This is a genomic window from Rubrilithobacter danxiaensis, from assembly GCF_047272945.1.
GTDB classification, from domain to species: domain Bacteria; phylum Bacteroidota; class Bacteroidia; order Sphingobacteriales; family Sphingobacteriaceae; genus Rubrolithibacter; species Rubrolithibacter danxiaensis.
In genome coordinates this window covers 193,930-218,681 of sequence record NZ_JBKOPS010000003.1, presented here as the reverse complement: position 1 = coordinate 218,681, position 24,752 = coordinate 193,930, and the positions used below count along the sequence as shown (strand labels likewise).

Genomic DNA, 24,752 nt, shown 5'->3' with positions numbered 1-24,752 from the left:
TCCTCCGGGAAAGCTTTCTTTTTTTGTAAAATTAAACTATAAGGCAATATTTTTATTAAGCAGGATAATTGTCATTTCATTCAGTATTAATTAAATGGAATTTTTTATTTTTAGTCGGTTTTCCCAAAAAAGCACACTGTGTGAAATTGATGAGTTAGTTTCATTGGTATTAATCTATTGTAAAAAGGGGATTTCAAAGAGAGTTTTTGGGTTTGAGAGATATTGCTTTAAAATACTACAGGATTGCTGCCTCCCTTCTTAAGGTAGGTGTTTTTTTAATTATTTTTCAGTTTATCTTTTCTTCTTATTTATATTCTCAAAACAAACCAGCAACAGAGTACCAGGTAAAATCAGCCTTCATTTTTAATTTTACACGTTTTGTTGAATGGCCTGCTAGCGCCTTTAAATCCGATGATGCTCCCTTCGTTATTGGTATTATTGGGCCAGATCCTTTTGGACCCTATATCGACGAACTGGTAAACGGAGAAAAAAAAGGGAACCATCCGATTGTAATAAAACGGGTTGCTGATATAAAAGAAGAATTGGATTGCCATATATTATTTGTTAATATCCAGAACCCTGAAAAGTTAAAAGCATATCTTGCGGCGGTGAACCAAAATAGTGTATTAACCATTAGTGATGCGCCTGGCTTTGTTAAATGGGGCGGCATCATCTCGTTCTACAAAGAAGATAGTAAAATCAGGTTACAGATAAATGCAGGTTCTGCGAAAGCCGCAAAATTAGATTTAAGCTCAAAATTACTGAGTCTCGCAAAAATATATAATTACGGAGGCTGAAAATTAGTATGAAATTTAAAGACAGACCAATACAGGGTAAGCTGATGAGCATAATAACGTTAATCTCTACAGTTGTTTTGCTGCTGATGGCTACTGCCTTTACTACCTTTCAATACTATAGTTTTCGGGAGTCGGAGAAAAATAAATTATCAAGTTTGGCGCTTGTTATTGCATCCAACAGTTCGGCTGCTCTTGCTTTTGACAGTAAGGAAGATGCCAATGAAATTCTGGATGCACTCAAAGCTGATAAACACATTGTGGTTGCTTGCTTATACAATAACCAGGGAGAGGTTTTTGCCGTTTACCCGGCAACACTAAATAAAGAAGAACTGCCTCAGAAGCCTCCAAAAAGTGGAATGGATTTTAAGCAGGCATTTCTTGAAGGTTACCAGCCGGTGGTACAGAAGAATCTTCACCTGGGAACATTATACATTAAATCTGACCTGGAAAACATTTATGTTCAGATGAAGAGCAACACTATTATTGCCTTTTTCCTTATTGCAGTAGCTTTGCTTATTACCTATATTTTGTCAAAAGTTCTTCAAAAAACGATCTCTCACCCTATTATAGCGCTTGAGAGAACGGCTAAAATAATTTCAGAAGGAAAAGATTATTCAGTTAGGGCTGATAAGAACGGAAATGATGAATTAGGATCACTTACCGACGCATTTAACCAGATGCTTTCTCAAATAGAGATTCAAAATTCAGAAATAAAAAAGGCAAATGAAGAGAGTACCAAGCTTGCAGCTATTGTCGCCTCATCTGCCGATGCCATATTAAGTTGCTCGCTTGATTTAATTATTACCAGCTGCAACGCATCAACCGAACGGATAGTTGAATTTTCTTGTGAAGAGCTGATTGGCCGGCCCGCTTCTCTGCTAATCCATCCCGATCATCAGAACAGAATAGTTGAAATTATATCGCAGTTAAAAAGCGGAAACAACATAGATTCTTTCGAGACTCAGTTTGTAACCAAAACAGGAAAGGTGCTTGATGTCTCACTTACTATTTCACCTGTAAATAGCAGCGAAAATGACCTGACCGGATTGTCTCTTACAGCCCGCGACATTACTTTGCAGAAGGAAAGTGAACGCAAAATAGTTGAAAATGAAGAGCAATTGCGATTAGCTGTAGAAGCTGCAGAATTAGCTACGTATGACTGGGATCTGAAAAAGGAAACTTTACATGGTGACAAAAGGTTTAGCGAATTAGTAGGCTTGCAACAGGATGATTATAATAGCGATAAGGGGATTTTTTTTAAAAGCATCCATGAGGAGGATAGGGAAAGGGTAAACCAGCTTGTTAAGTCGGCATTGAACAAAAGTTTTAGTGGCGGCACTTTTGATGTAGAATACCGGATAGTAAAAGAGAATAAAAAATTGAAATGGGTTAGAGCAAAGGGAAAAGTTTTTTTTGATCAGGATGAAAAACCAGTTCGCTTTATTGGCACCGTATTGGATATTACCAATAAAAAACAGGAAGAAATAAGGAAGAATGACTTTATAGCCATCATCAGCCATGAATTAAAAACTCCGCTTACTACTATCCGGTCTTATGTTCAGTTACTGCTTTCTAAAGCGAAGAAAGAAGGAGATGCGTTTACCATAAACTCGCTTACACGAACAGAAAGTCAGGCAAAAAAGATGACTTCGATGATAAAGGACTTTTTGAGCCTGGCAAGAATTGAAGAAGGAAAGCTGCAACTATCAATGGAAGCTGTGGATCTGGCTCCGCTGCTTGAGGAAATTTATCATGAAGCTTATTTGCTTAACTCGCAGCACGTAATAGAGCTAAAAGACTGTGTAGATTTAAAAGTTTGGGCAGACCGGGATAAACTCGGCCAGGTTCTGATCAATCTGATCAGTAATGCCATTAAATATTCTCCTCATGGCAGTACAATTACTATCGGGTGCGAAAAGCAGGGTGATGAGAAAGTTAAGATTTATGTAAAGGACGAAGGTATCGGAATCAGCCAGCAAGATCAGGAAAAGTTATTTAACCGCTTTTACAGGGTAGATAACGAACGGGTAAAAACAGTTTCGGGCTTTGGAATCGGCTTGTATATTGTTTCTGAAATCCTGCTTTATCATAATAGCAAAATTATGGTTGAAAGCATGGAGGGAAAAGGTTCTACTTTTTATTTTAGTTTAAATACGCATGCTTAACTCTTTTATTGCCTGATTATAAGCGCCAGCTTATTTTTCCGTAAACACCTCTTTGTACCTCAAATTGATCTGTCTCTGCATGCCTTTTATCCAAAAGATTTTGTCCGTTTAAGGAAATCTCCAGCTGTTTCTTAAATTGCCAGGCAATACGGCTGTCTAGTGTAAAATAATCAGGAACACGTTTGGCATATAAGCTGGCAGGCAAACTGCTGATATATCTTACAGTTAAATCAAGCTGGAGATTCCTTGAAATATCCAGCATGGAGTGAAGCTGTGCCTGATGTACCGCATCTCTTCCTAAATTTATCAGGTTGGCAGGGTCAGTTACGTTGGTAGGTTTGTTTCTGAGCTTTTTATAAAAATAAGTATAACCACCGCTTAGCCTCCAGTTATTGAAAGGTATAAAATTACCTGAGAACTCCGTTCCGTATGAATGTCCTTCAGCTCCGTTTTGTATTTGATAAGTAAGTGTTCCAGGCAAAGCTTCCACGCTGTAAAGATCATAATACTGATTATAGAAAGTAGCTAATGATAAAGAGATTTTTGAAGATGGCTGCACACGATAGCCAGCCTCGTAAGCAAGTACTTTTTCTGATTGAAAATTAGGGCCACCTGCTACACTGGGCGAAGTTGGAGGGACATCATAAACAGGTATGCGATAATCTACATCAATACGGCTTGGGGCACGTACTGCCCGCGATACTGCTGCCCATAAGAAATGATGCCTGAACGGCAAGAATGACAGCCTTGCAGTCGGTTGTACCTCGAAACCGGTAAATGTATTGTGCTGAAGTTTTGTTCCCACGGTTAGCTGCAGGCGTCCGGGTAATAAACTTATTTCATCCTGAATGAAACTGCTATATAAATTCATTTTCCGGCTTGCCGGTATAAAACCCACAAAATCGGTATAGTTTTTCGTGTCGTCATTCATATGCCGGTATCCCGCTCCCCAGATAATAGCGTGTGCTTTTCCTAAAGGGAAGCGATGCTGAAAATCTAAATCATAGGTATAGAGTTCATCGTTTATGTTACTTGTTATTTCCTTTCGCCAAGTGCGGTCGGCATAAGCCTGTATAATGAGATCAGATTTTTCAGAGAAAGTATGTTTCCAGGTTCCCATTGCATTCTGTCCGTCAATAGACGACTGCTTTGAATTGGAAGGATCGGCGCCTGAATAAAAATTACTCCGAATAGATAAGGTATTTTGCAGAGACGGATCCCAGTCTAAATTAAACCCCGTCTGCGAAAAACGCCACTTATCCGTATTGTTATTTCCATCGGGAAGGTACGTGTGGTTTCTGTCTGCATGCTGCGCATAAACGCGGTAAGACAATTCAGGATTGATTCTCCCGCCGTAACGTGCTTCTACGATATCTTTCAGCTCTGAACCTAACCCGGCAGACAAATAAAGCCCTTGTGTTTGTTTAGAGTTTTTGGTGATAATATTAATCACACCGTTAACTGCGTTTGCTCCCCAAAGTGTTCCGCCGGGGCCGCTGATAACTTCTATCCGGTCAACATCCTCCAGAAGTACCTGCTGCGCATCCCAGAAAACACCGGCAAACAGTGGGGAATACACAGTTCTCCCATCAATCATAACAAGAAGTTTATTTGAATATGTAGAATTAAACCCTCTTGCACTAATTATCCAATGACGGGAATTGACTTGAGTGACCTGTAAGTTGGAGGCCAGGCGCAGTGCTTCCGGCACGCTTGTAGCTGCCGAGCGGTGAATATCTTGTTGGGTGATTACCTGGATAGCAGAAGCCACTTCTGTAAGCTTTTCAGGTACTTTGGATACCGAAGTAACTTCAATATTCATTAACTCCTCAATAGACAGGTTCTTTAAATTCTGGGCAGCAATTAATGTATCTTGTGAGTATGTTTTACCGGGCAGAATAATGAAAACAACTAATAAGAAAGCAGCAAAAGAGAATTCCCTGAAAGGAAATTTGCACTGATTTTTAATAAATGGTGTCAATTTCAATTGGTTAAAAGCGTGTAAATATAGGCCCTTGTCACTAAATAGTAAAAAATCTTTAGTCTTTAGTGCTGTCGGGTGATGATAAGTACGTGAAAAAGCCAGTATTGGTTTAAAAGTTTGTTATTTATAAAGAACAGGAGAAGTTATTTTTTTAATTGCCAGAGGTTGCAATGGCTTAACTGGAAAGAATGAAAGCCTGATCAAGTAAATGCTATACCTGAAGTTGGATGTGTTGCAGAATCAGAAAGAAACTTTCATGTAGAGGATAGCCATCAGCCTGCCGGTACTTGTTAGGCTGATGGTTATGGTATTGAAATTTACTTTGTTCCCGCCCGGTAATTGCCCGGAGTAACGCCAAACGATCTCATCAATCTGTTCCAGGAGTTTATCTGTGCTACGGCAAGGCTGAGAAGAGCTATTTCCTGTTTGGAGAAATGTTGCAGAAGGTCTTCATGAATGTTATGGCTGAATTCTTCTTCCGGCATGTGTGTTAATTTTTCGGCAAAAGCCAATACAGCCTGTTCTTTTGGCGTATAATACGGCGTTTCTCTCCAGGCCGATACGGAAATCAGGCGTAAGGCAGTTTCTCCAGCCTGTATTCCTTCTTTGTAATGCATATCAAGGCAATAAGCACAGCTATTAATTTGAGAAACACGCATTCGCATCAGTTCCAGTAAGCGATGATCCAACCCGGAAGCGCCGATATAGTCCTCCACTTGTTTCATGGTTTGATATAAACCTGCTGGCAATTCGTTAAAAGAGATTTTTTCCATAATTATTTTTAATTTTTAGAAAGACAAACAATGCCCTGAATGCGTGACAGTTTTATGATTTTTATTAAATAACTTTCAGCTTTTCCGGATTCCTTATAAAATAGATCTGTTTTATATGTTCGCTTTCTAATGAAAAAATTTGGCAGTTAGTGAGTACATTGTCTTCATAATATAACAGGGCAGGCTGATGGTTGATGATACCCTGTACGATGTGACGGTTCCGGTAAAACTTTTGGTAAATACCCAGCAAATAAGCTGAAGCATGTTTCTTCCCATAAACCGGTTTTAATCCGGCAGAAACTTTTCCTCCTCCATCCGAATAAACTATAATCTCTTCCTTAAGCAACTCTTCCAGCCGGGCGGTATCTCCCCGTCGAATTACTTCGAGGTAGGTGTTAAGGTAATCTGCTGAACTGTTTCCTTTAGTAACAGCGCCATCTCCTTCTATGTTCTTTTTTGCACGCTTTAACAGTTGTCTTGAGTAATCGGGTTTAATTTCAAGTACTTCAGCAATTTCTGTATGTTCATAATCAAAAGCTTCTTTCAAAATAAAAACGGCCCGTTGCCTCGCATTCAGTTTTTCAAGTAGCACCATAAGCGAATATTCTAAAACTTCTTTCCCCTTAATTAAAGCATCTGCCGTTTCGGTAGCAACCGGTTCGGGGAGCCATTCGCCAGGATAGCCGGCCTGCAGCTTTTTATTCTTGTTCTTTTTGTTAATAGACAGATTTATTACAGTGCGGATAAGGTACGATCGTGTATCTCTTATTTTAGCATTATCCATAAACATGATCTTCAGAAAGGCATCCTGAACAATGTCTTTTGCATCGTCAACAGAGCCTAAAATAGCATAAGCATAGGCAGTAAGTAACGAACGGTTATCTTCAAATAAATCAAATTTTTGCAATTTGCCTTCGCTTTCAGGAAGTTTATTTTCTTCCGGAGTAAACATAAATCGTTGTAGTTATAAAGTTTAAAGAAGAATTGTTAATTATACTATTTTCCTTGTTTTCTGAATCTCAGACAGTAAAACTAACGTATAATGACCGAATCCGAAAGACATGATGACTAATTCAGAACCGTCAAATTCAGAAACTTTTATTTGCCCCGTGCTTAGTGGGACTGCCGGAAATCAGTTTGATGCTATTTCGCGATTGGCATCTTATATCTGCAATACACCCGAAGCGTTAATAACATTGCTTAATAACGAACGGAAAACAATAAAATACAAATCAGATTTGGGGGTAAGTGAAACGCCGCTCAATTTATCGTTTTGTCAGTACACACTGCAAAACGGCCTGTTGTTTGAAATTGAAGATAGCTGGAAAGATGAAAGGGTATCATCTTTTCCTATAACCAAAGGGGATAAAGCAATCCGGTATTATGCCGGAGTGCCACTTATAAATCCGCATGGTGAACGTGTAGGGGCACTGTGCGTAATAGATTACCAGCCCAACCGCTTAAATAAACAGCAAAAAGAAGCTTTACAGATACTGGCCTGTCAGGTAGTCTCCCATCTTGAAATGGAGCGGAAGAATGCAGAATTGCAGGACCTGCTAACCAAAGCGCAGAAATTTCATGGATTGTTTAACAATTCAAACGAAATTCACTGTATTACCGACAGTGAGGGGCATATTGAGTTTGTAAATGATTCTATTTACGAACTTTTAGGATTTACATCCGAAGAAATAATAGGTAAAAACATATGGGAATTTAGTGTCGCAGGAGAACGCGAACGGTTAATGCCGGCCATTTATGAGGCTATATCCAAAGGAGAAGACCGTTTTGCAATTGAAACAAGGATTTTAAAAAAAGACGGGACATTAAGATGGTTTGAGTGGGCTGATGTAATAAAAGAGGGTTACTGGCTTGTTAACGGGCGGGATATTACAGCAAGGAAAGAGGCTGAAATGCAGTTGCAAACGCTTTCTATGGCAATAGAAAAGTCTGCTGCCGGGATTCTTACCCGCAATGCAAATAATGAAATAAGCTGGATGAACACAGCCTGCGAGAAAATATTGGGCTACCAACTGGAAGAGCTGAAGGGTAAACAATTTGGGAATCTCCTGATAGGGGAAGAAACAGATAAAAAAGTACTTGCGTACGCTAACCAGGCAATAGCAGAGCGAAAATCGTACGAAGTAGAAATTAAATTATACAACAAAAGCAGAAATCCAGTTTGGCTTTTTATTTCTACGAACCCCTTGTTCAATTCTCAGGGTGAGTTAGAAAGCCAGATAAGTGTTGTATTCGATATCAGTGAGCGGAAAAGGGCCGAAGAACAATTAATAAAAACCCGCGAAGATGCCATACAGCTAAGTAAGGCGAAAGAAGGGTTTCTTTCAGTAATGAGTCATGAAATGCGTACTCCGTTAAACGCGGTAATTTGCGTTACGCGACTTCTGAAAGAAGAAAATCCACTGGAAAGGCAGAAAGAGCATTTGAACATTCTGGATTTTTCTGCGCAAAACCTGCTTACGCTTATTAACGACGTACTTGACTTTACCAAAATTGAAACCGGTAATTTGCAGCTTGAAGCTGTTCCGGTAAATATTTCTGATCTGGTATCTAAAACAATCGAATCGCTTAAGTTTAGAACGGGTGAAAAAGATTTACGACTAAGTTATCATATAGATCCTAAAATTCCATCTTATATAACCGGCGATAGCATCCGTTTGTACCAGATCTTTATGAACCTTCTGGGTAACGCTGTTAAATTTACCAATGAAGGTGAGGTTTTACTGAGCCTGCAGTTAGTTAAGGAGGAGCGGGATAGAGTTTCTATCCTTTTTAAGGTATCCGATACAGGAATTGGCATTGCTGCAAACAAACTTCAACTCATTTTTGATGCTTACACCCAAGCTGATTCCGATACATCCAGAAAATATGGAGGAACGGGATTGGGTTTGGCGATCACCAAGAAACTAATTGAGCTATACCATTCACAAATTAATGTAGAGAGCGAACTGGGCAAAGGGACCACCTTCTCTTTCACTATCTCTTTTAAAAAGGTGGGCGAAGCAGAAAGTGTACTAAACCCTGTGGAAGAGCTGGAAGAAGATCTGGATGCGTACGTACTGGTGGTAGACGATAACAGTATTAACCGTTTGCTTGCAGGTAAAGTATTGAAGAAGTGGAATGTGCAGGCAGATTTCGCAGAAAACGGGCGGGAGGCCATAGAGAAGATCAGGGAAAACCGTTATGATATTGTTCTAATGGATATTCATATGCCGGAAATGGATGGAGACGAGGCAGTAAAAATTATCAGGGAACTGCCGGAAGAGAGATTTAAAGAGCTGCCTGTTATTGCGTTAACAGGCAGTGCAATAAAAGAAGATCAGGATAAGTTTTTGAAAATGGGTATGAATGATTTTGTACTTAAACCTTTCGATACAAAAATATTGTACAAAAAGCTGAAATATTTTACAAGGATGAAACCTGAACTAAATGTTTAGTAAATTAATTGACATTTTTAAAGAACAGGATTAATTTTATGTAGCCAGGCAGAAATGAGTAATAAACCTTTAAAGATCGTACTTCTGTATCTTTCCATAAGTGTGGCATGGATTGTACTGAGCGATCGTTTAGTCAATTTGATCTCATCCTTTACTGCTATTCAGCTGTCTGTACTTCAAACAAGTAAAGGAGTCTTTTTTGTATTAATTACAGGTTTGTTACTTTATTTTAACATAAAAAAGCATCAGAAATCGCTTCTAAATTCAGAAAAACAATATAAGAGCCTTTTTTATGCTAATCCAAATCCTATCTGGATCTACGATGTAGAAACGCTGCGCTTCCTGGCTGTTAACGATGCGGCCATTCGTAAGTATGGTTACTCAAGGCAGGAATTTCATCAACTTACCATACAGGATATCCGGCCGCAGGAAGATCATGAAAAAGTACAGAAATCAGCAAAGAATTTACCAGATGAGTTTCATGCCTCCGGCTATTGGCAGCACATAAAGAAAAACGGTAAGCTGTTCACAGTGTCTGTTAAATCGCATAAAATTAAGTTTAACGACCGTGATTGCGCCATGGTTATGGCTCTCGACGTAACGGCACGGCTAAATCAGGAAGAAAAACTAAAAAGTCTATACACCATTGAGAAAGAGTTACGGGAAGAGCTGGAGAAAAACATTGGATTGATACAACAGTCGCTGGAAGATAAACAACGGCTCGCAGAGGTTGTAGACCGTGTACATAACATGGTAGTTATAACAGACAAATGCGGAGTTATAACTTGGGTGAACCAGGCTTTTATAAACTTTACAGGATATGCACTGGAAGAAGTTAAAGGAAAAAGTAGTCATTTTCTTCATGGTACTAACACAGATCCAGCCACTCAGGTACAGATAATGGAGTCTCTTCAGAAAAATGAGTTCCGGAGTTTTGAAATAGTGAACTATACCAAAAATGGCGAAGAATATTGGGTGGAGCTTACTATTTCGGCAATACATAACCAGGAAAATGAGGTAGAGCGGTATATCTCCGTTCAGAATATCATTACCGAACGGAAAGAAAGGGAAGAAATGATAAAAGCGCAGAACCAGGCACTGCGTAAAATGGCCTGGACGAATTCGCATGCTTTAAGAAAACCGGTTGCATCTATACTCAGCCTCGTAGGTTTATGTAAGGATTCGCAACATATAGAAGAGATTAAAGAAATGCATTCGCTGATAGAGGTTTGTACTGCTGACCTAGACGAAGTGATAAAAGAGATCAGCAGGGAAATTAACAGATGTGAAGCGAAAGATCATTATTCCTGATACATACAGCATTTGAAGCAGTTATAATTTCCTATTTTCTTCGAGTTAAAACCAACAGGGTAAAAAAGTCGTAGTATCTTTGTTACGAAGTGTTTTATTGTTAATCTTTACAGGATTTATATTTCCTGCTTTGCCCAATGGAATCTAAGCCTCTTAATAAAAATTCCGCCGAACCTGATTTTGATATTTTATTTTACAGGTGTCCGCAGCCCATGTGGATTTATGAAATTGGAACAATCAGGTTTCTGGAAGTAAACGATGCTGCAATAGAAAAGTACAAGTTCTCTAAGGATGAATTTCTTAATATGACCTTAAAGGACATCCGGCCTCCTGAAGATCTGGAACAATTGGGACGTTGGCTTCATAATCTTCCCGATCAGGAAACAAATAAGATAGAATCAGCTCATGTTTTAAAAACCGGAGAGGTTATATATGTTGAAATTGTTTCCTATCCAATCAATTTCAAGGGTTTAAAATCTCGTTTGGTTCATGCACATGATATTACCGATAAGGTAAACCAGCATAAATTGATTAAAACAATTACAGACAATACAACGGCCGCATTGTTTATGATAAACACATCGGGTGTTTGTACATTCATGAATCCTGTTGGCCAGCGAATGTTTGGATATAGTTTTGAAGAGATCAGTTTGCAGCCCTTACATTACCTTATTCATCATCATCATGCAGATGGTTCTCCATATCTTATAGACGATTGCCCGGTACTACATGCATTAGTAGCTAATGAGCCTATAGGTACATACGAAGATGTATTTTTTCGGAAAGACGGAACAGCTTTTCCTGCTTTATGTACAGCAAGCCCTATTTACGAAAATGGTAAGCCAATTTCTACGGTAGTGGAAATACGGGATATCACCATGCAGAAACAACTGGAGGCTGCTCAGGTAGAAGCAGCAAAAGCAATGCAGGAATCTCTTGAAAAGCGAGAGGAGTTTATGAGTATTGCCAGCCATGAACTAAAAACGCCAATAACCAGCATGAAGGGATATTTGCAATTGATGGAAAAGCTGGCTGAAAAGGAGAGCAATCCCTTATTTAAAAATTTCATTCCAAAAGCCAATCGCCAGGTTGATAAATTAACGGGCCTGGTAAGCGAACTGCTTGATATTTCTAAAATAGATTCGGGCAAAATGATTTATAATTTTAATGAATTTAAAGTTTCCGATCTGCTTGAAGACTGTATCACCTTTGCCCGGAATACAAGTGCTGCACACCAGGTTTCTGTATCAGGAGATCCTGTTACCACGATACATGGTGATAAGAACCGACTGGAACAGGTAGTTTGTAATCTGCTTTCCAATGCTATAAAATATTCTCCCGACGCACCTGATATAAGCATCCGGTATGCTGCTGATACTACGCTATTCTCTTTAGAAATTACCGATTCCGGCCCTGGCATTCCCGATGAAAAGCTGTCTTTAATTTTCGAGAGGTTCTATCGTGGCGAAGAAAACTCGTTCAGGTCCTCCGGCCTTGGCCTGGGCTTATTTATATCAGCCGAGATTATTAAACGGCACGGAGGAAACATCGGAGCCAGAAGCCAAGTTGGAAAAGGTTCTACTTTTTGGTTCAATATCCCGGTAAGGCAACGAGGAGATTAATGTGGTAGTAGTTTTGTTCTTAAACGAAAAAGCGATTAGTTTAAGGGGTATTGCTTTTAAAAATTAGTGGTACGGAGACTTAACCGTACCACTAAAACGTCATTTTACTTTGTTTGCGGCATCTCAAAAATGCTTTCGTCCACTTCCGGGTTTACTTCTATTTTTGTTACTTTAATTGCCATTGGCCCTGCGCCGGGTATTTCCTGCTTAACGGTATATGGAAAAGAATAGCCTTCCGGCGTTTTCTTGTAATCGGAAAATAACGAAACGATATCAAGCTGCTGCCCGTTAATGGTTCTTTTTGCACCTATTTTTACTGTGTTTCCTGTTTCTGCGTCTACATAATAGTTAATGGTAATTCCGTCTTTAGAGGTGATTTTCAATTTATAAGCCGGTTTGCCTGCTACAGTGTCTTTACCTGTAAGTTCAATTTTATTGCCTTTTTGAGCGTAATCAACAACAGGGCCCTGTATGTCATTAAAAAGCGCATTTTCTTTTACTTCATTCAACGGAATTTGCTGCGGATTTGTCTGTCCCATGAAAGGCATCAGCTTCCAGCCTTCTTTTTGAGTAATTACTTCTGTTCCTGTTGATCCCTGAACGGTAAAGTCTGTTCGCCTGCCAACCTCGTTAACCTGTACAATGTTTGCGGGGAATTCCATTCCCTGTACAGAAATCGTTGCTTCCATCTTCAGGCTTTTTAAGGCTTTCAGTTTTTCTTTACCGCCAAGTGCCGCAATATTTTTTCCGACAATCTGATCAACTGTCTGTGCAAAGGAACTTGTAACTGTTATAACAGTAAAGACTGCTATTAAAATTAATTTTTTCATGGTTAATGGTTTTGATTTATTTATTGGTTTTATCATTTAGCTATTGGACTTTAATTTAACGGAAATGTTACTCAAGTGGTAAGAATAGCGAATAAAAATTTAGGGAGCTGTTTATTAAACAATTAGCTGTAATCTCCATCTAGCGCAAGCGTCCGCTTGTGCTGACTTCTAATTGTTCTAAATCACTATATTTAAAGGGTGAGCAGTAAGTATAAAATCAAAGATCAGACGAAACTATACTTCGTAAGCGTTTCCGTTGTAAATTGGCTGGATGTGTTCATTCGTAATGAATATAAAGAAATATTACTTGATAGCCTGAGATATTGTCAGACTACTAAAGGACTGGAGATTTATGCATGGTGCATCATGACCAGCCATGTTCATCTTATTATCGGAACCAGTGGAAATAAAATGGAAGACATACTAAGAGACTTTAAGAGTTTTACATCAGGTAGTTTAAAAAATGCGATAAGAGAACATCCAACAGAAAGCAGAAAGGAATGGCTAATTTGGATGATGGAACGAGCAGGGAAGAAAAACAGTAATAATACGGGCTATCAGTTTTGGCAGCAGGGTAACCATCCAATAGAATTGTGGGATAATTATATGGTGGAACAGAAACTGGAATATCTGCATGCCAATCCTGTTGTTGCTGGCTTTGTAGATGTACCGGAAGCTTATCTTTATAGCAGTGCCAGAGATTATTCAGGAGGCAAAGGTCTGTTAGAAATTAAGCATATACAGTAGCACAAGCGGACGCTTGCGCTAGAAGGGAAGATGATAAAGAAGTAAAGTGGAGTTCTAAATATGATGGCAATGAATAATAATACTAGATATAGCATTTTTATGTCTTTCTGTATAGTAGCTATAGCTTATTTGTTACTATACTATTGGTTTAAGCCTTTTTACGCATTAACTGTAGGAATACCAATTATTATACTTATTAAGGATATGGTTCTTTTCCATGTTTGGACATTAAAGTATCAAAGTATTCTTGGTACATTAAATTCTGCATTGATCGGCTATTCTCTTTATTTGCTACTTATATACTTATTAAATGAGAATGTAAGAGTCTATAATGAGGTTCAGAATATTGGTATGGTATTAATATCCTTAAGCTTTTTTTGGCCGTTTATATTTGTGTTCACAGTAATTCTTAATATACATTATAGGTTTAAGAGGAAACGGACATCATAAATTATTTTCTTGTTTAAATTCCTTTATCATATTCTTTAAAGCTTGCGTAGTGCAGAAGTCCTGATAAGGAGAGGAAAATATAGCATAGAAAAAATCTAGAATAACATTGTTGGCTTTTGAATAAGTATGAATAGTAAAAGCTAATTCATTTGTTAATTGAGAAATAGAGAAAGTAGATATGCCTTTTTCTATGTGCCCTTTTAATGTTTCATATGAAAATCCCACAATGTTATTTTCTTTAAAAGTATTATTAATCCTAACTCCTGTAATTACTTTAGATGATAAGCCTTTAAGTGGGGGGAAGTAAATTTGTTGAATAATAGTGTCACCCTTTTGCATTTGTCGCTTTGATAGTGACCATTCTGCAGTGTAAACCAAAATATTGCTTGGAAATATATTGTAGGTAAAAAGGAAGTCGAACGAAAGCTCACTAAAATCCTTATTACAGGGAATTGAATAAGTAGTATTCTTTTCTTTCAAGTCAGACTTTACATAGGGAATTGGCTGCAGATTCTTAAACTTAGGTAAATAATGGGTCAGACGCTTCCGTTGATCTTGAAAAGATAGAATCATAAATGCTTTCTATAATTGAATATCCTCTACACTAAACTTACCGCCCCAAAGATCTTTTCTAAGAGCAACAGCAGCTTTGTAAAAAGTGTCTTTATCCCCCATCTAGCGCAAGCGTCCGCTTGTGCTGACTCAAACTGGCTTAAGTTTGTGCGTGTTTTTGCTTGGCTAACTTAAGGCTTTTTATAGTAAAAAGAAAGTTTGAAGATCCCATCTATCCCTTAACTAGCTTAAGTTCGTGTGTTGCTTGCTTCAGCTAACTTAAGCCTTTTTATAGTAAAAAGAAAGTTTGTAATTTCCATCTAGCCCCATCTAGCGCAAGCGGTCCGTGGTTGTTGCACAACTTCCATTTTATTCTGTGTGATTTTCCTATTAATAGGTTTTGGGAAGCTGAAGTATAATTCTAGGTAAACAACCGACTCGATAGATGAAAAAATAAGCCTGGAACTCCTTGGTTGCGCTATTTATACCTGTTTTTAGCTTGTTTATCTGATGTTTTAGTAATTTTTTTAGGTTGTAAGCTATTCCAGCAAGTATCACACACTTGTTGGCCAATGCAATTCCCTTGGTATATAGCTTTTTCATCCCGGTGTATTCTACCAAGGTACCGATGACAGGTTCCACAGTGCTCTTCCGTATGGTCATCATTCTCCTTCCGTTTACACTATTGATTCGCTGGTGCATGTGATCGAATAAGGGTTTGGCCAGTGCATTAGTTATCATCTTTTGTTGCGCTTTACCAAGACAAGCTGTTTTCAGCGGACAGTTTCTACAGTCGGCACGTTTGCTTAAGTATACCTTTGTGATTCCATGATGATTTCTGTACCCATTAAGCGTGAGCGGTTTCCCTTGTAAGCAGTAATAAGTGTCATTTTCTTTATCGTAAGTAAACCCATCTAGCGCAAGCGTCCCGCTTGTGCTGACTCAAACTGGGTTAAGTTTATGCGTTTTTTTGCTGGGCTAACTTAAGGCATTTTATAGTAAAAAGAAAGTTTGTAAATTGCTGTAAATAAAATAGGATTAATCTAAAATCTGTAAACTTTTTTCAGGACGATACATTGTGTAATGGGTCTTAGACTCTATCATAAGAATAAGCCTTTTTCTTGTGTGCTATGCACATTTATAAATAAATTAAAATAATATATCAGTTTATCAAACCAAAAAGATTGAGTAGGGAATATAATTCACCCTAAAATTGCGAAATAACAAGATCCGGGTCTTGCCCGGATCTCATTTACGTCTACACTACATTATAATTTGATAACCTTTGCTTCAAAAGTTCCTTCCGTAATTACTCTGACGTCCTCGCCAAGTGCCCGCTTAGCAGTAAATTCAAAAGTGCCTTTTACCATTTCATCTGTTAAGGATGTGATTTTAACAGTTCCTGTTTCGCCTAAAAAGCCTTGGTCTGGATCGGTTCCTTCCATATATGCAACCAGAGCAGCATCCGTTGCAACATCAAATTCGCCTGTTTTTACCTCGTTTAGCATGATTGAAATGCCTTCAGAACTACTAAATCTACCAATTATTTGTATGGTGTTTTCACTCTGATAAATAGTGGCAGCAGCAGGGGCGTTGCTAGCTTTTAATGTGCCGTCAATTTTGACAGACATGCCTGCTTCTGCTTTGGAAGTTTCTTTGTCTTTTTTACAGGAGCTAAATACAAAAAGGCAAAGAGTAAACATTAAGAACGCTAATTTAATTTTTCTCATTTTTATTATTTTTAATTTGTTCTTTATACGGGTATTGTGTTAATAGAGTTTATTGTTTTAGAAAGAAACTCCGCTCCATTTTTCGTATTATTATAGCCGCTTATCATCCTGTTTTAAATGTGCTCAAGCAAAACAGCAGGTAAATCTCAATTAATAAGAAACGTTCAAAAAATTACAAGCATGCTAAACACAAAAAATCTAATGCTGCCGGTATTTCTGGCATTCAATTCCCTTATTGTTCAGGCGCAAACTGTTCAGAAGGAGATACCGCAGGCCGACTGGATGGTTGCCGAAGGCTCGGGCAATACTAACTGGAGAGGATATAACGGCTTATCATCTTCGGAGTTAGGTGATAAATCCCAAACTCCCAAACCGGTGTTACTGCAAAACGGAGCCATGGCGGCAATTGCAGGAACAAAAAACGGAGCGGGAGTTATTGCCATAGACGAAAAAATGAACATCCGCTGGCAATGCAGTATTTTCGGTTATCCCTTAACCTTAGGAAAATTGCATGGAAATTTACTGGCCATTTCAGCGAGCGATGTGGCAAAACTGACCGGAATCTATTCCAATACCTTAACGGCCAGTCTCATTGATCCCGAAACGGGGAAAGTGATTCTTCAGAAAACAATTTATTCCGGAAGCGAAGATATTACCGAACAGCCCTTATTCTTTTTCTCAGCTGATGGTTCCTTTTTTAAAATGGCGATACGGGTAAGCCATATGAAACGAAAGGCCAACCTGAACCTGATGGACAAACTGATGCAGCAGTTTGGCGAAACGGAAAGCTTCAGCCTGTTTGAGCTGGATGAGAAGCTGGAAAAGAAAAATAGTATAAACCTGGATTTGGAGCCGGGAGGTTTTGGCGGAGCTCTGTGTAACAGCAAAGGAGAAGTATTTATAAAAACAATTCCCTCGCAAAATACTATCCAGGTTGCCAGGTATGTTCCCGGCAGTCCTAAAGCCGCAAAAACACTGGTGCAGACTATTGATGCACGAAAGAAAAATTTTAACAGCAAGTTCCTGGTAAGTAACAGCAATCCCTCAGTAGTGTACCTTGCTACGCTTTTCGAAGATGCGAATAAAGAAACCGCTTTTTCTGTATGCCGCTTAAATTTTACCGACGGAACACAGAAGGAACAGAAAGAAGTTTTCACAAAATCTTCGTTGAGAGATCTGGAGAAGAATTACACCGAGATAAATAAGAAAATGGACAAGCCGGATTTACAGCTTCCCGACCAGTTGAAATTGCTTGAACTGGAAGAATTGGGAGATAGGGTAGTAGTTACCATGACGCCTGCTTCCCTGGTTGCCACGCAGAATCAGGAATATCGTGAAATGGGAAGCTTACTTCTAAGCAGTTACGACACGGATCTTAACCATAAAACGCAAACTATTATCCCACGCTTTCATACCGCTCCTTTGGCTCAGGGAATTTCCTTTCACCGGGAAGGCAACATGTTAAAGTTCATTACCAACGGACAAGGCGGTTTGTCTAACAAGGCAATATACGGGCAGCTGGATCTGCAGTCGGGTAAGGTGCTCAAATTGCAGCACATAGAGAAAGATAAGATTGAAAAGGCCAATCCCGCCGATCCGAACTCGGTGTTCTGGTTTCCATCCGGTTTTGTAATCAGTTATTTGAATATGAAGAGAATGGGGACAAAAATTGTGGCAGACCTGCAGCTGGTTTCCTATTAAAAACATTAAAACGGGCAGTTCTTATCTCAAAATAGTAAGGCTGCCCGTAAGTAACTTACAGCCTTTTTTAAAGTCGATGATGTAATAATAGGTTCCTGCAGCAAGATCTTCGCCGTTTCTCTTCCCCTCAAAAGGAGTGTGGTATCCGATTGATTGAAATACGAGGCCGCCGTACCGGTCATAAATACGGATATGAATGTCGGGATAATTTTCAAGATGAGTGATTAGCCAGGTGTCGTTTCTGCCATCGGCATTTGGAGTAAAGGTATTGGGGATTTTGATGTCTGAAGAAACTTCCACTTTAACCGTAGTACGCTCACTTTCGCAGGTTCCCTCAGCATAGCTTATATAAAAATCCTTACTTGTTTCTGCCTTTACAATAAAGATCCCCTTGTCATTTTCCTCTATGAAGTTGCCATTGTTAAGGGCATCAAAAAGCCGGTATTTTCCGGCAACGGGATTGTTCACAATAATCACCGCTTCACCTGGAGCGCAAATTTGAGTGTTATTTACAGCAGGAGCCGTTAAAGGAACTTCGATATTGGAAAGAGCGAATGTTTTAAATATGGGACAACTACCTGCAGCATCGGTAACGGTTAACGTATAATTTCCGGAAGCAAGATTGCCCAGGTCCGCAGAGCTGGCAGATGTTTTAACAGTTGTTCCCTGTTCATTTGTCCAGGTATAGGTAAAGGGGCTTTTTCCTCCGGAAACTTTCAGGCCGGTAACAGAACCAGTCTGGTGGCCGCATTCATCGTTTTGCAGTTTCAGGTTATTCTCGTTAAAAGCCAGTGGAGGGAATATTTCAAAAGTTTGGCTTAGGAGTTCACAGTATGGATTAGAGGCTTTTAAATGATATTTCCCCGGACTTGCATTTATCAGATCGGCGGTAGGAGTAAGCTGGACATGGCCGTTTTCGTTGATCCATTCAAATTTGCTTGCTCCCGTAACTGCCATTCCTGTAATGGCTCCGTGATTGCCATTACAATCCAGTGGTTTAACTTTTACATCAGAGGCATCGATTAAAATACTTCCTCGATCGTTAATTTCTATTGGTGCGGAAAGGATCGCCGGACACGAACTCTGATCTTTTACTTCTAAAGTATATTTTCCGGCTTTTGCATTTAAAAGGTCTTTGCTTGTAGCTCCGCTGATAATGGTTCCCTGCTCATTTCGCCAGCGGAAGCTTAAGTTGCCGGTTCCGGAAACAAGGATATTGCTGATGGAACCGTTAGCTTGTCCGCAGGTGCTATTTACTACTTTAACAGCGGAAAGGTCAACAGCTGTGCCTGACTGGTTTTGAAAAATAACGGGTCCGTATGTTTTAGTGCAATTATCCGAACTTACATATAAAGTATACGTGCCCGGTGCGACATTTTTTAACTCTAACTCAGTTCCGACGATAGCGCCGTTTTCATTTTTCCAGGTAAAGGAAGGGTTGGGAGGAAAATTTGCGATGGCTAAATTTTTTACAGCGCCGTTATTCAGGTAGCAGGAAGGTTGTTCAATGACTACTGCCTGGCTTAAAATTGCAGGAGGAGGTATGATCTCGAATTCCGGACTTACTAACTGGCAATATGGATTAGAAGCTTTTAAATGATATTTACCAGGAGTTGCATTCGTAAGATCGGCGGTAGGAGTAAGCTGGACATGGCCGTTTTCGTTGATCCATTCAAATTTGCTTGCTCCTGTAACGGCTATTCCTGTAATTGCTCCCTGATTGCCATTACAACCCGAAGGTTTTACTTTTACATTGGTTGTGCTGATCGTAATACTTCCCAGATCAGTAATTTCAACAGGCGCAGAAAGTACAGCCGGACACGGACTCTGATCTTTCACTTCTAAACTATACTTTCCGGCTTTTACATTTAAAAGGTCTTTGGTCGTAGCACCACTGATAACTGTTCCCTGCTCATTTTTCCAGCGGAAAGTTAAAGTGCCGGTTCCACTAACCGAGATGTTGGAAACAGACCCATTCGCATTGCCGCAAGTAGCAGCCTGTATTTTAACAGTGGAAAGGTCAATAACCGGAGCGGGAATGTTTTGCAGGATAACAGAGCCATACGTTTTAGTACATCCTTTTGAGGTTGCAGATAGAGTATACTTTCCCGGACCTAAATTGTTTATATCGAGCGCGGTGCCAACCGTAGTCCCGGTCTGGTTTTTCCATTTATAGGTAGCCACTGACTGAAAATTAACCAGGGTGAGACCATGTATAAAGCCATTATTGGCAGAGCACGAAGGTTGTTTTACGTTGAGAGATTGAGCCGAGATAGAAGGATTTACATTCTGCAAAATAAAATCAGGTGAACGGATGCGGCAGCTTCCATTATAACATTTGGCATAGTAAGTACCCGGGCCCACGTTCTTAAGCTCTGCGCCTTCGCTTAGTTTTACATCACTGGAATTGTACCACTCCACCAGGAGCACGTTTCTCAGTTCATCCAGTTTGATGCTGCCATTGTTCAGGCCGCAGGTAGGATGGCTGATGGTATGATTTAAAGGATCAGGATCAACACGGGGCTGAGTGAATTCGGAGGAGTTTGCCAGTAAGGTAGCATTGGCCACAAACTTTTTAGTGGCAAAACTTCCGGTGATCTTCCATTTTCCCGTTGCATCTGCGATTATCTGCTGATAAAACTGAACGGGATTACAGATCTCGCATCCGGTATTATCTTCATAAATAGTAATAACCGCGTTAGGACTTGCAATACCTGAAAACTCGGTAGCAGAATGTACCAGGACCTGGATATCTGGAATAGAGGTGCCGTTAATTATTTTATAAGCCTGAATACTACAAGTAATGTTGTTTTTAAGAATCTGGATATTTTCGGAGTTCTCATTGAATATTCCGGTTTCGGTGGACCCCTGTGAAATGAGAACTTGATTCATTTCATCCGGTAAATTTCCGCCGATAACACCGTTTTTGGAATTTCGTATCCAAATAAAGTTTCCGTTATTATAAGATGCATTATTTTTATTGCCGGTAATTTTAAAATTATTGGAATATTCTACAAATAAAAATGAAGCAGTATTATTAGTAATAATATTGTTATTTCCAGAAGTATAAATGATGTTTTCAACAGAATTGCCTTGAATCAAATTATTATCTCCCCGCAGTTCTACAAAACGAGAGATTAAATTCTTCTCAGATGGATTATCACCGCCAATAATGGAATTAGACAGATTTAAGACAATAGCTTCGTTTTCATTACTTTCTTCCCCATTCAGTAGATAACCCAGGTAATTCGAATTGATCTTTACATTGGTGCTTGGCGTAACAATACCCTCTTGTTGGGAAAGACAGCTATTGCCATTATTGCCAAAAACATTTCCCTGATTTTCTTTTCCGATAGTTATTCGATCACATTCATTTATAAGTATTGCTGCCAGATAAGTTAGTTTTCCTGTAGGATCGAAAGGAACAGGGTTTCGAAGGTTATTGAAATTAAAGCCTGTAAAATAGAGACCCAATATTTCTACCTCTTTAGCTTGAATTAATCTAAAAGCTGCCCAATAATCACGTTGTTCTGAAAGGACATAACCAGGATCAGCTGTAATAACGATTTTTGCATCAGTTATTCCCAACTTAAAGCCCGGCTGGCTTGTTCCATCAATTATCAGGTTAGATGAAACCAGGGGTAATTCGGTAAGCAAAGTAATTGTTCTGCTGGCCTCGGTTGTTCCGGGGAGATTGAAATTAATAAAATCTTTTTCGGATGATCCGTTTGCTGCAGCTTTGGTTAAGGCATCTCTTAAAGTTCCCGGACCTGCATCCGCATTGCTGCTTACAATAAAGGTTGCTGCAGATAATGAAAGTGCTGAAAATACAAGAATGAGTAATAAGAGGGCTTTACAATAAGGGTTCATGGAGAATTAGGGGTACATTCCTGTATAATTGAGATGTAAAAGATTACAAAGAAAGATACTTTTACGAAAGTTTGGGCAGGAAGTTTTAATTCCAGGAATGTTTTTATTGCCGCTTCTGTATTTATCCCGATTGATACTTCAAATCTTAACCCGCCCCATAAAAGGATCGCTTATTCCCGGCCGCCCTGTTTCAACATGGCCTGCATAGCGTTTTTCAAATACAGAAAAGCCCTTTACCTTCACACTCAAATCGTACCAGCCAGAACTTCTTTTCAGGTTAATTACCTTGTTCGTAATCTTTCCGGCGGGAATAAGGACGGTAATGTCATCAGAGTGATAGGCATTGTCCGTTATCTCAACCTGGTAAGCCTGATTTTTACTGCGGTTGTTAAACTGTAAAATCAGGTTGGAAGTAATCTTGTCTTTACTGGCAGTTTCCTGTTCGTATCGGGCAAGCAGCAATAGTTCGGGGTCGTTGCTGTTGCCCGAGAACTCCCTGAAGAATCCATTTGCGCCATAAACCTGTAAATGATATTTGCCATCCTCAAAAGCTTCCAATGGCCATTGATAGGGAACTGTATCGCCCGCTTTAACTGCAAAGGCCCAGTTGTGCATGGTGTTTGTTAACCGCCCTTCTTCTGTTTGCAGTGTGTAGTTTACAGGGGCATATACAATAAACGCAGCTCCTGCCGATTGCTTTCCAAACAGTTCATTTCCTGACATTAGATTCATTTGCAGATTTTTCTTCTCATTATCCAGTTTTGCATCCACGTACAACTCATATGGTATTGCACAGGCATTTCGAATGCCGGGTTCCTGTGAGGGGAATAATGCTGAAGATGCGGGGTTCAGATTGATTTGTTTTATTTCGTCATCCGTAAGGACTTTGAAGTTACCTGGTAGTGCTTTAAAACGTGCTTCGTAAATATCTTCTATTACTTCATTTCTTTTGAGGAAGTCCGGATAATGAATAGGTTCGTTATTGAAAGGCCTGAAAACGGAAGTGAGGTTTCCGCATACAGTACGTCTCCAAGGTGTAATATTAGCCTCATGTACTTGTTTTCCTGTTTTTTCTGTAATGAATTTTTCCAGAAACTGCAGGCAGGAGGTATGATCAAATACTTCCGAATTAACCCATCCGCCTCTGGACCACGGTGAGGCAATTACCAAAGGCACCCGGTAGCCAAGCCCTATCGGACTCTCTCTGTGATCTTCCGGTTCATTTTCCCTTGCTTTTTCCTGTTCCATACTTACCCATTCTGCACTGGTATCAATACCGGAAGATACGGCACCGGTATATGGCCTGGACGATAGTGGAGGAACAAACGGAGGAACGTGATCAAAGTAGCCGTCGTTTTCATCGTACGTAAGAATGAAGATTGTTTTTTTCCATACTTCAGGGTTTTTAGTAAGGATATCGAGTGCTTCGGAAACATACCATGCTCCATACCAGGGAGCGCCCGGATGATCGGAAAAATTTGCGGGAGCTACCAGCCAGGAAACAGTTGGAAGCTCGTTTTTGTCTGCATCGGCTCTAAACTGATGGAAAACATCACCTTTAGGAACTTTTACCATCCGTTTTTTTTCCTGATCTTCATATGTGATAGTGCTTAGCTGATGGTAGTGCGCATCGGTTGCATTGGTTGTAAAGGCTTTTTTGTGAATGCTTTTTTCAAAGTCGGATAAACTGTTAAATTTTTCCCGCGTAAATTTTTTCCTGGCTTCGGATACCTGTTGAAATTCATTTTTCCTTTTCTCCAGTTCATCCGATACTTTTTTGTTCTCCGGTTCCAGCTTAAGCTGCTCTTCTAATTTTTTGATCTGAGATGGTAATGCTTTAATCGATCTGTCCAGATAATCAAGATAAGCCGGGTGCAAGCGAACATTATATTGTTTAAAAAACTCAAGGCTGTTATCGGTAAAGTTTGCCAGCCATGCTTCTTCTTCATCTTCAAAACCTACGGGAAGGCTTAATTCATTCTGGTAAACTTTCCAGGAAATCCCTGCCTTTTCAAGCTGTTCAGGAAATGTGGTCCAGTTAATATCTTTATAGTCAATCTCTCCATTCCATACATGTGCTTTGGAGTTTTCATCCCGGGAATTTTCACGTACGGTACCCGACCAGAAATACGAGCGGTTAGGGCTTGTTCCTGTTAATGATGAACAGAAATACTGATCGCAAACAGTAAAAGCATCTGCCAATGCGTAATAAAAAGGAATATCCTTTCGGTCGTAGTACCCTAAAGTAAGGGGCATGTGAGCATAGTCCGGGTTTCCCGCTTTTTTAGCCTCAAGCCAGGTATCAAATCTTCCATGATTGCGGGCATCAACCTGATCGCTCCATGAGTGAGGTAAAGATCCCATCCAGGTTGCGCTGGAGTTTTTAATGTCTAAACGGAACGGTGCAAATGTTTCGCCTGCTTTATTGGTTTGCAGCCACACCTTGTTTTTATTGGGCAGTTTTATAGCACGCGGGTCATTAAAACCTCTTACGCCTCTTAATGTACCATAACAATGGTCAAAGGAGCGGTTTTCCTGCATTAGAAAAACAATATGCTCGGCATCAAGCCAGGTAGTTCCGGGTTCTGCTTCAATAGCCAGCGCCTTATGTATCGAGGGTGGCAGTACACCAAAAATACCGGCTGCACCTGTTAATAAAGTAGCTTTTTTTATAAATTCTCTGCGTGATTCTGTTTGACTCATGTACTTCAAAGATAGTAAAGTAGCAGACTTGCTGTTTATCCTGGAAGTAAAAATGAAGTGAT

15 protein-coding genes and 1 pseudogene are annotated in these 24,752 nt (G+C 39.6%); 7 read left to right on the top strand and 9 right to left on the bottom strand.

Annotated features, from left to right (window positions below):
* Window positions 1-212 precede the first annotated feature (212 nt).
* A complete protein-coding gene (locus ACLCDL_RS04980; RefSeq protein ID WP_423147172.1) occupies window positions 213-797 on the top strand; it encodes a TOL_0243 family YfiR-like periplasmic protein in 585 nt (194 codons plus the stop codon).
* 8 nt (window positions 798-805) lie between these two features.
* Window positions 806-2,962: a sensor histidine kinase, YfiR-like protein-associated gene (locus tag ACLCDL_RS04975; protein WP_423147171.1), complete on the top strand. Its 2,157-nt coding sequence runs from the start codon at window positions 806-808 to the stop codon at window positions 2,960-2,962.
* Between the two features lie 16 nt (window positions 2,963-2,978).
* On the opposite strand, the gene ACLCDL_RS04970 is transcribed toward ACLCDL_RS04975, so the two are convergent.
* From ACLCDL_RS04970 to ACLCDL_RS04960, 3 genes are all read right to left on the bottom strand, one after another.
* Window positions 2,979-4,943, bottom strand: coding sequence for a TOL_0244 family TonB-dependent receptor (locus ACLCDL_RS04970; RefSeq protein WP_423147170.1), 1,965 nt, complete (start codon window positions 4,941-4,943; stop codon window positions 2,979-2,981).
* 320 nt (window positions 4,944-5,263) lie between these two features.
* A complete protein-coding gene (locus ACLCDL_RS04965; protein WP_423147169.1) occupies window positions 5,264-5,719 on the bottom strand; it encodes a carboxymuconolactone decarboxylase family protein in 456 nt (151 codons plus the stop codon).
* A gap of 64 nt (window positions 5,720-5,783) precedes the next feature.
* A complete protein-coding gene (locus ACLCDL_RS04960) occupies window positions 5,784-6,671 on the bottom strand; it encodes a sigma-70 family RNA polymerase sigma factor (protein ID WP_423147168.1) in 888 nt (295 codons plus the stop codon).
* 109 nt (window positions 6,672-6,780) lie between these two features.
* On the opposite strand from ACLCDL_RS04960, the gene ACLCDL_RS04955 reads away from it, so the two are divergent.
* From ACLCDL_RS04955 to ACLCDL_RS04945, 3 genes are all read left to right on the top strand, one after another.
* Window positions 6,781-9,174, top strand: coding sequence for a PAS domain S-box protein (locus ACLCDL_RS04955; RefSeq protein ID WP_423147167.1), 2,394 nt, complete (start codon window positions 6,781-6,783; stop codon window positions 9,172-9,174).
* A 54-nt stretch (window positions 9,175-9,228) separates the two neighbouring features.
* Window positions 9,229-10,485: a PAS domain S-box protein gene (locus ACLCDL_RS04950; RefSeq protein WP_423147166.1), complete on the top strand. Its 1,257-nt coding sequence runs from the start codon at window positions 9,229-9,231 to the stop codon at window positions 10,483-10,485.
* 137 nt (window positions 10,486-10,622) lie between these two features.
* Entirely contained in the window at window positions 10,623-12,107 is a 1,485-nt protein-coding gene (locus tag ACLCDL_RS04945; protein ID WP_423147165.1) for a PAS domain-containing sensor histidine kinase, read from the top strand.
* A 104-nt stretch (window positions 12,108-12,211) separates the two neighbouring features.
* On the opposite strand, the gene ACLCDL_RS04940 is transcribed toward ACLCDL_RS04945, so the two are convergent.
* Complete coding sequence (locus ACLCDL_RS04940) at window positions 12,212-12,937, bottom strand: LolA-like protein (protein ID WP_423147164.1); 726 nt, start codon at window positions 12,935-12,937, stop codon at window positions 12,212-12,214.
* 198 nt (window positions 12,938-13,135) lie between these two features.
* Between ACLCDL_RS04940 and ACLCDL_RS04935 the strand changes: the two genes are divergently transcribed.
* A complete protein-coding gene (locus ACLCDL_RS04935; RefSeq protein WP_423147163.1) occupies window positions 13,136-13,684 on the top strand; it encodes an REP-associated tyrosine transposase in 549 nt (182 codons plus the stop codon).
* 444 nt (window positions 13,685-14,128) lie between these two features.
* Here ACLCDL_RS04935 and ACLCDL_RS04930 read toward each other — a convergent pair whose 3' ends face one another.
* The 3 genes and pseudogenes from ACLCDL_RS04930 to ACLCDL_RS04920 form a co-directional block, all read right to left on the bottom strand.
* Window positions 14,129-14,707, bottom strand: coding sequence for a DUF1990 family protein (locus ACLCDL_RS04930; protein ID WP_423147162.1), 579 nt, complete (start codon window positions 14,705-14,707; stop codon window positions 14,129-14,131).
* Between the two features lie 369 nt (window positions 14,708-15,076).
* A pseudogene (locus tag ACLCDL_RS04925) lies at window positions 15,077-15,550 on the bottom strand (transposase); the annotation flags it as partial.
* A 404-nt stretch (window positions 15,551-15,954) separates the two neighbouring features.
* Window positions 15,955-16,416, bottom strand: coding sequence for a DUF6252 domain-containing protein (locus ACLCDL_RS04920; RefSeq protein WP_423147161.1), 462 nt, complete (start codon window positions 16,414-16,416; stop codon window positions 15,955-15,957).
* A gap of 180 nt (window positions 16,417-16,596) precedes the next feature.
* On the opposite strand from ACLCDL_RS04920, the gene ACLCDL_RS04915 reads away from it, so the two are divergent.
* Window positions 16,597-18,117 carry a hypothetical protein gene (locus ACLCDL_RS04915; RefSeq protein WP_423147160.1) on the top strand — a complete coding sequence of 507 codons (1,521 nt, stop codon included), beginning with the start codon at window positions 16,597-16,599 and terminating at the stop codon, window positions 18,115-18,117.
* A 21-nt stretch (window positions 18,118-18,138) separates the two neighbouring features.
* Here the strand turns inward: ACLCDL_RS04915 and ACLCDL_RS04910 are convergent, their stop codons facing one another.
* The gene (locus ACLCDL_RS04910) at window positions 18,139-21,987 is read right to left on the bottom strand and encodes a T9SS type B sorting domain-containing protein (protein WP_423147159.1); all 3,849 of its coding nucleotides are present in this window, start codon (window positions 21,985-21,987) and stop codon (window positions 18,139-18,141) included.
* Between the two features lie 138 nt (window positions 21,988-22,125).
* Window positions 22,126-24,690, bottom strand: a complete 2,565-nt coding sequence (locus ACLCDL_RS04905) for a phosphocholine-specific phospholipase C (RefSeq protein WP_423147158.1) — start codon at window positions 24,688-24,690, stop codon at window positions 22,126-22,128.
* Window positions 24,691-24,752: the final 62 nt, after the last annotated feature.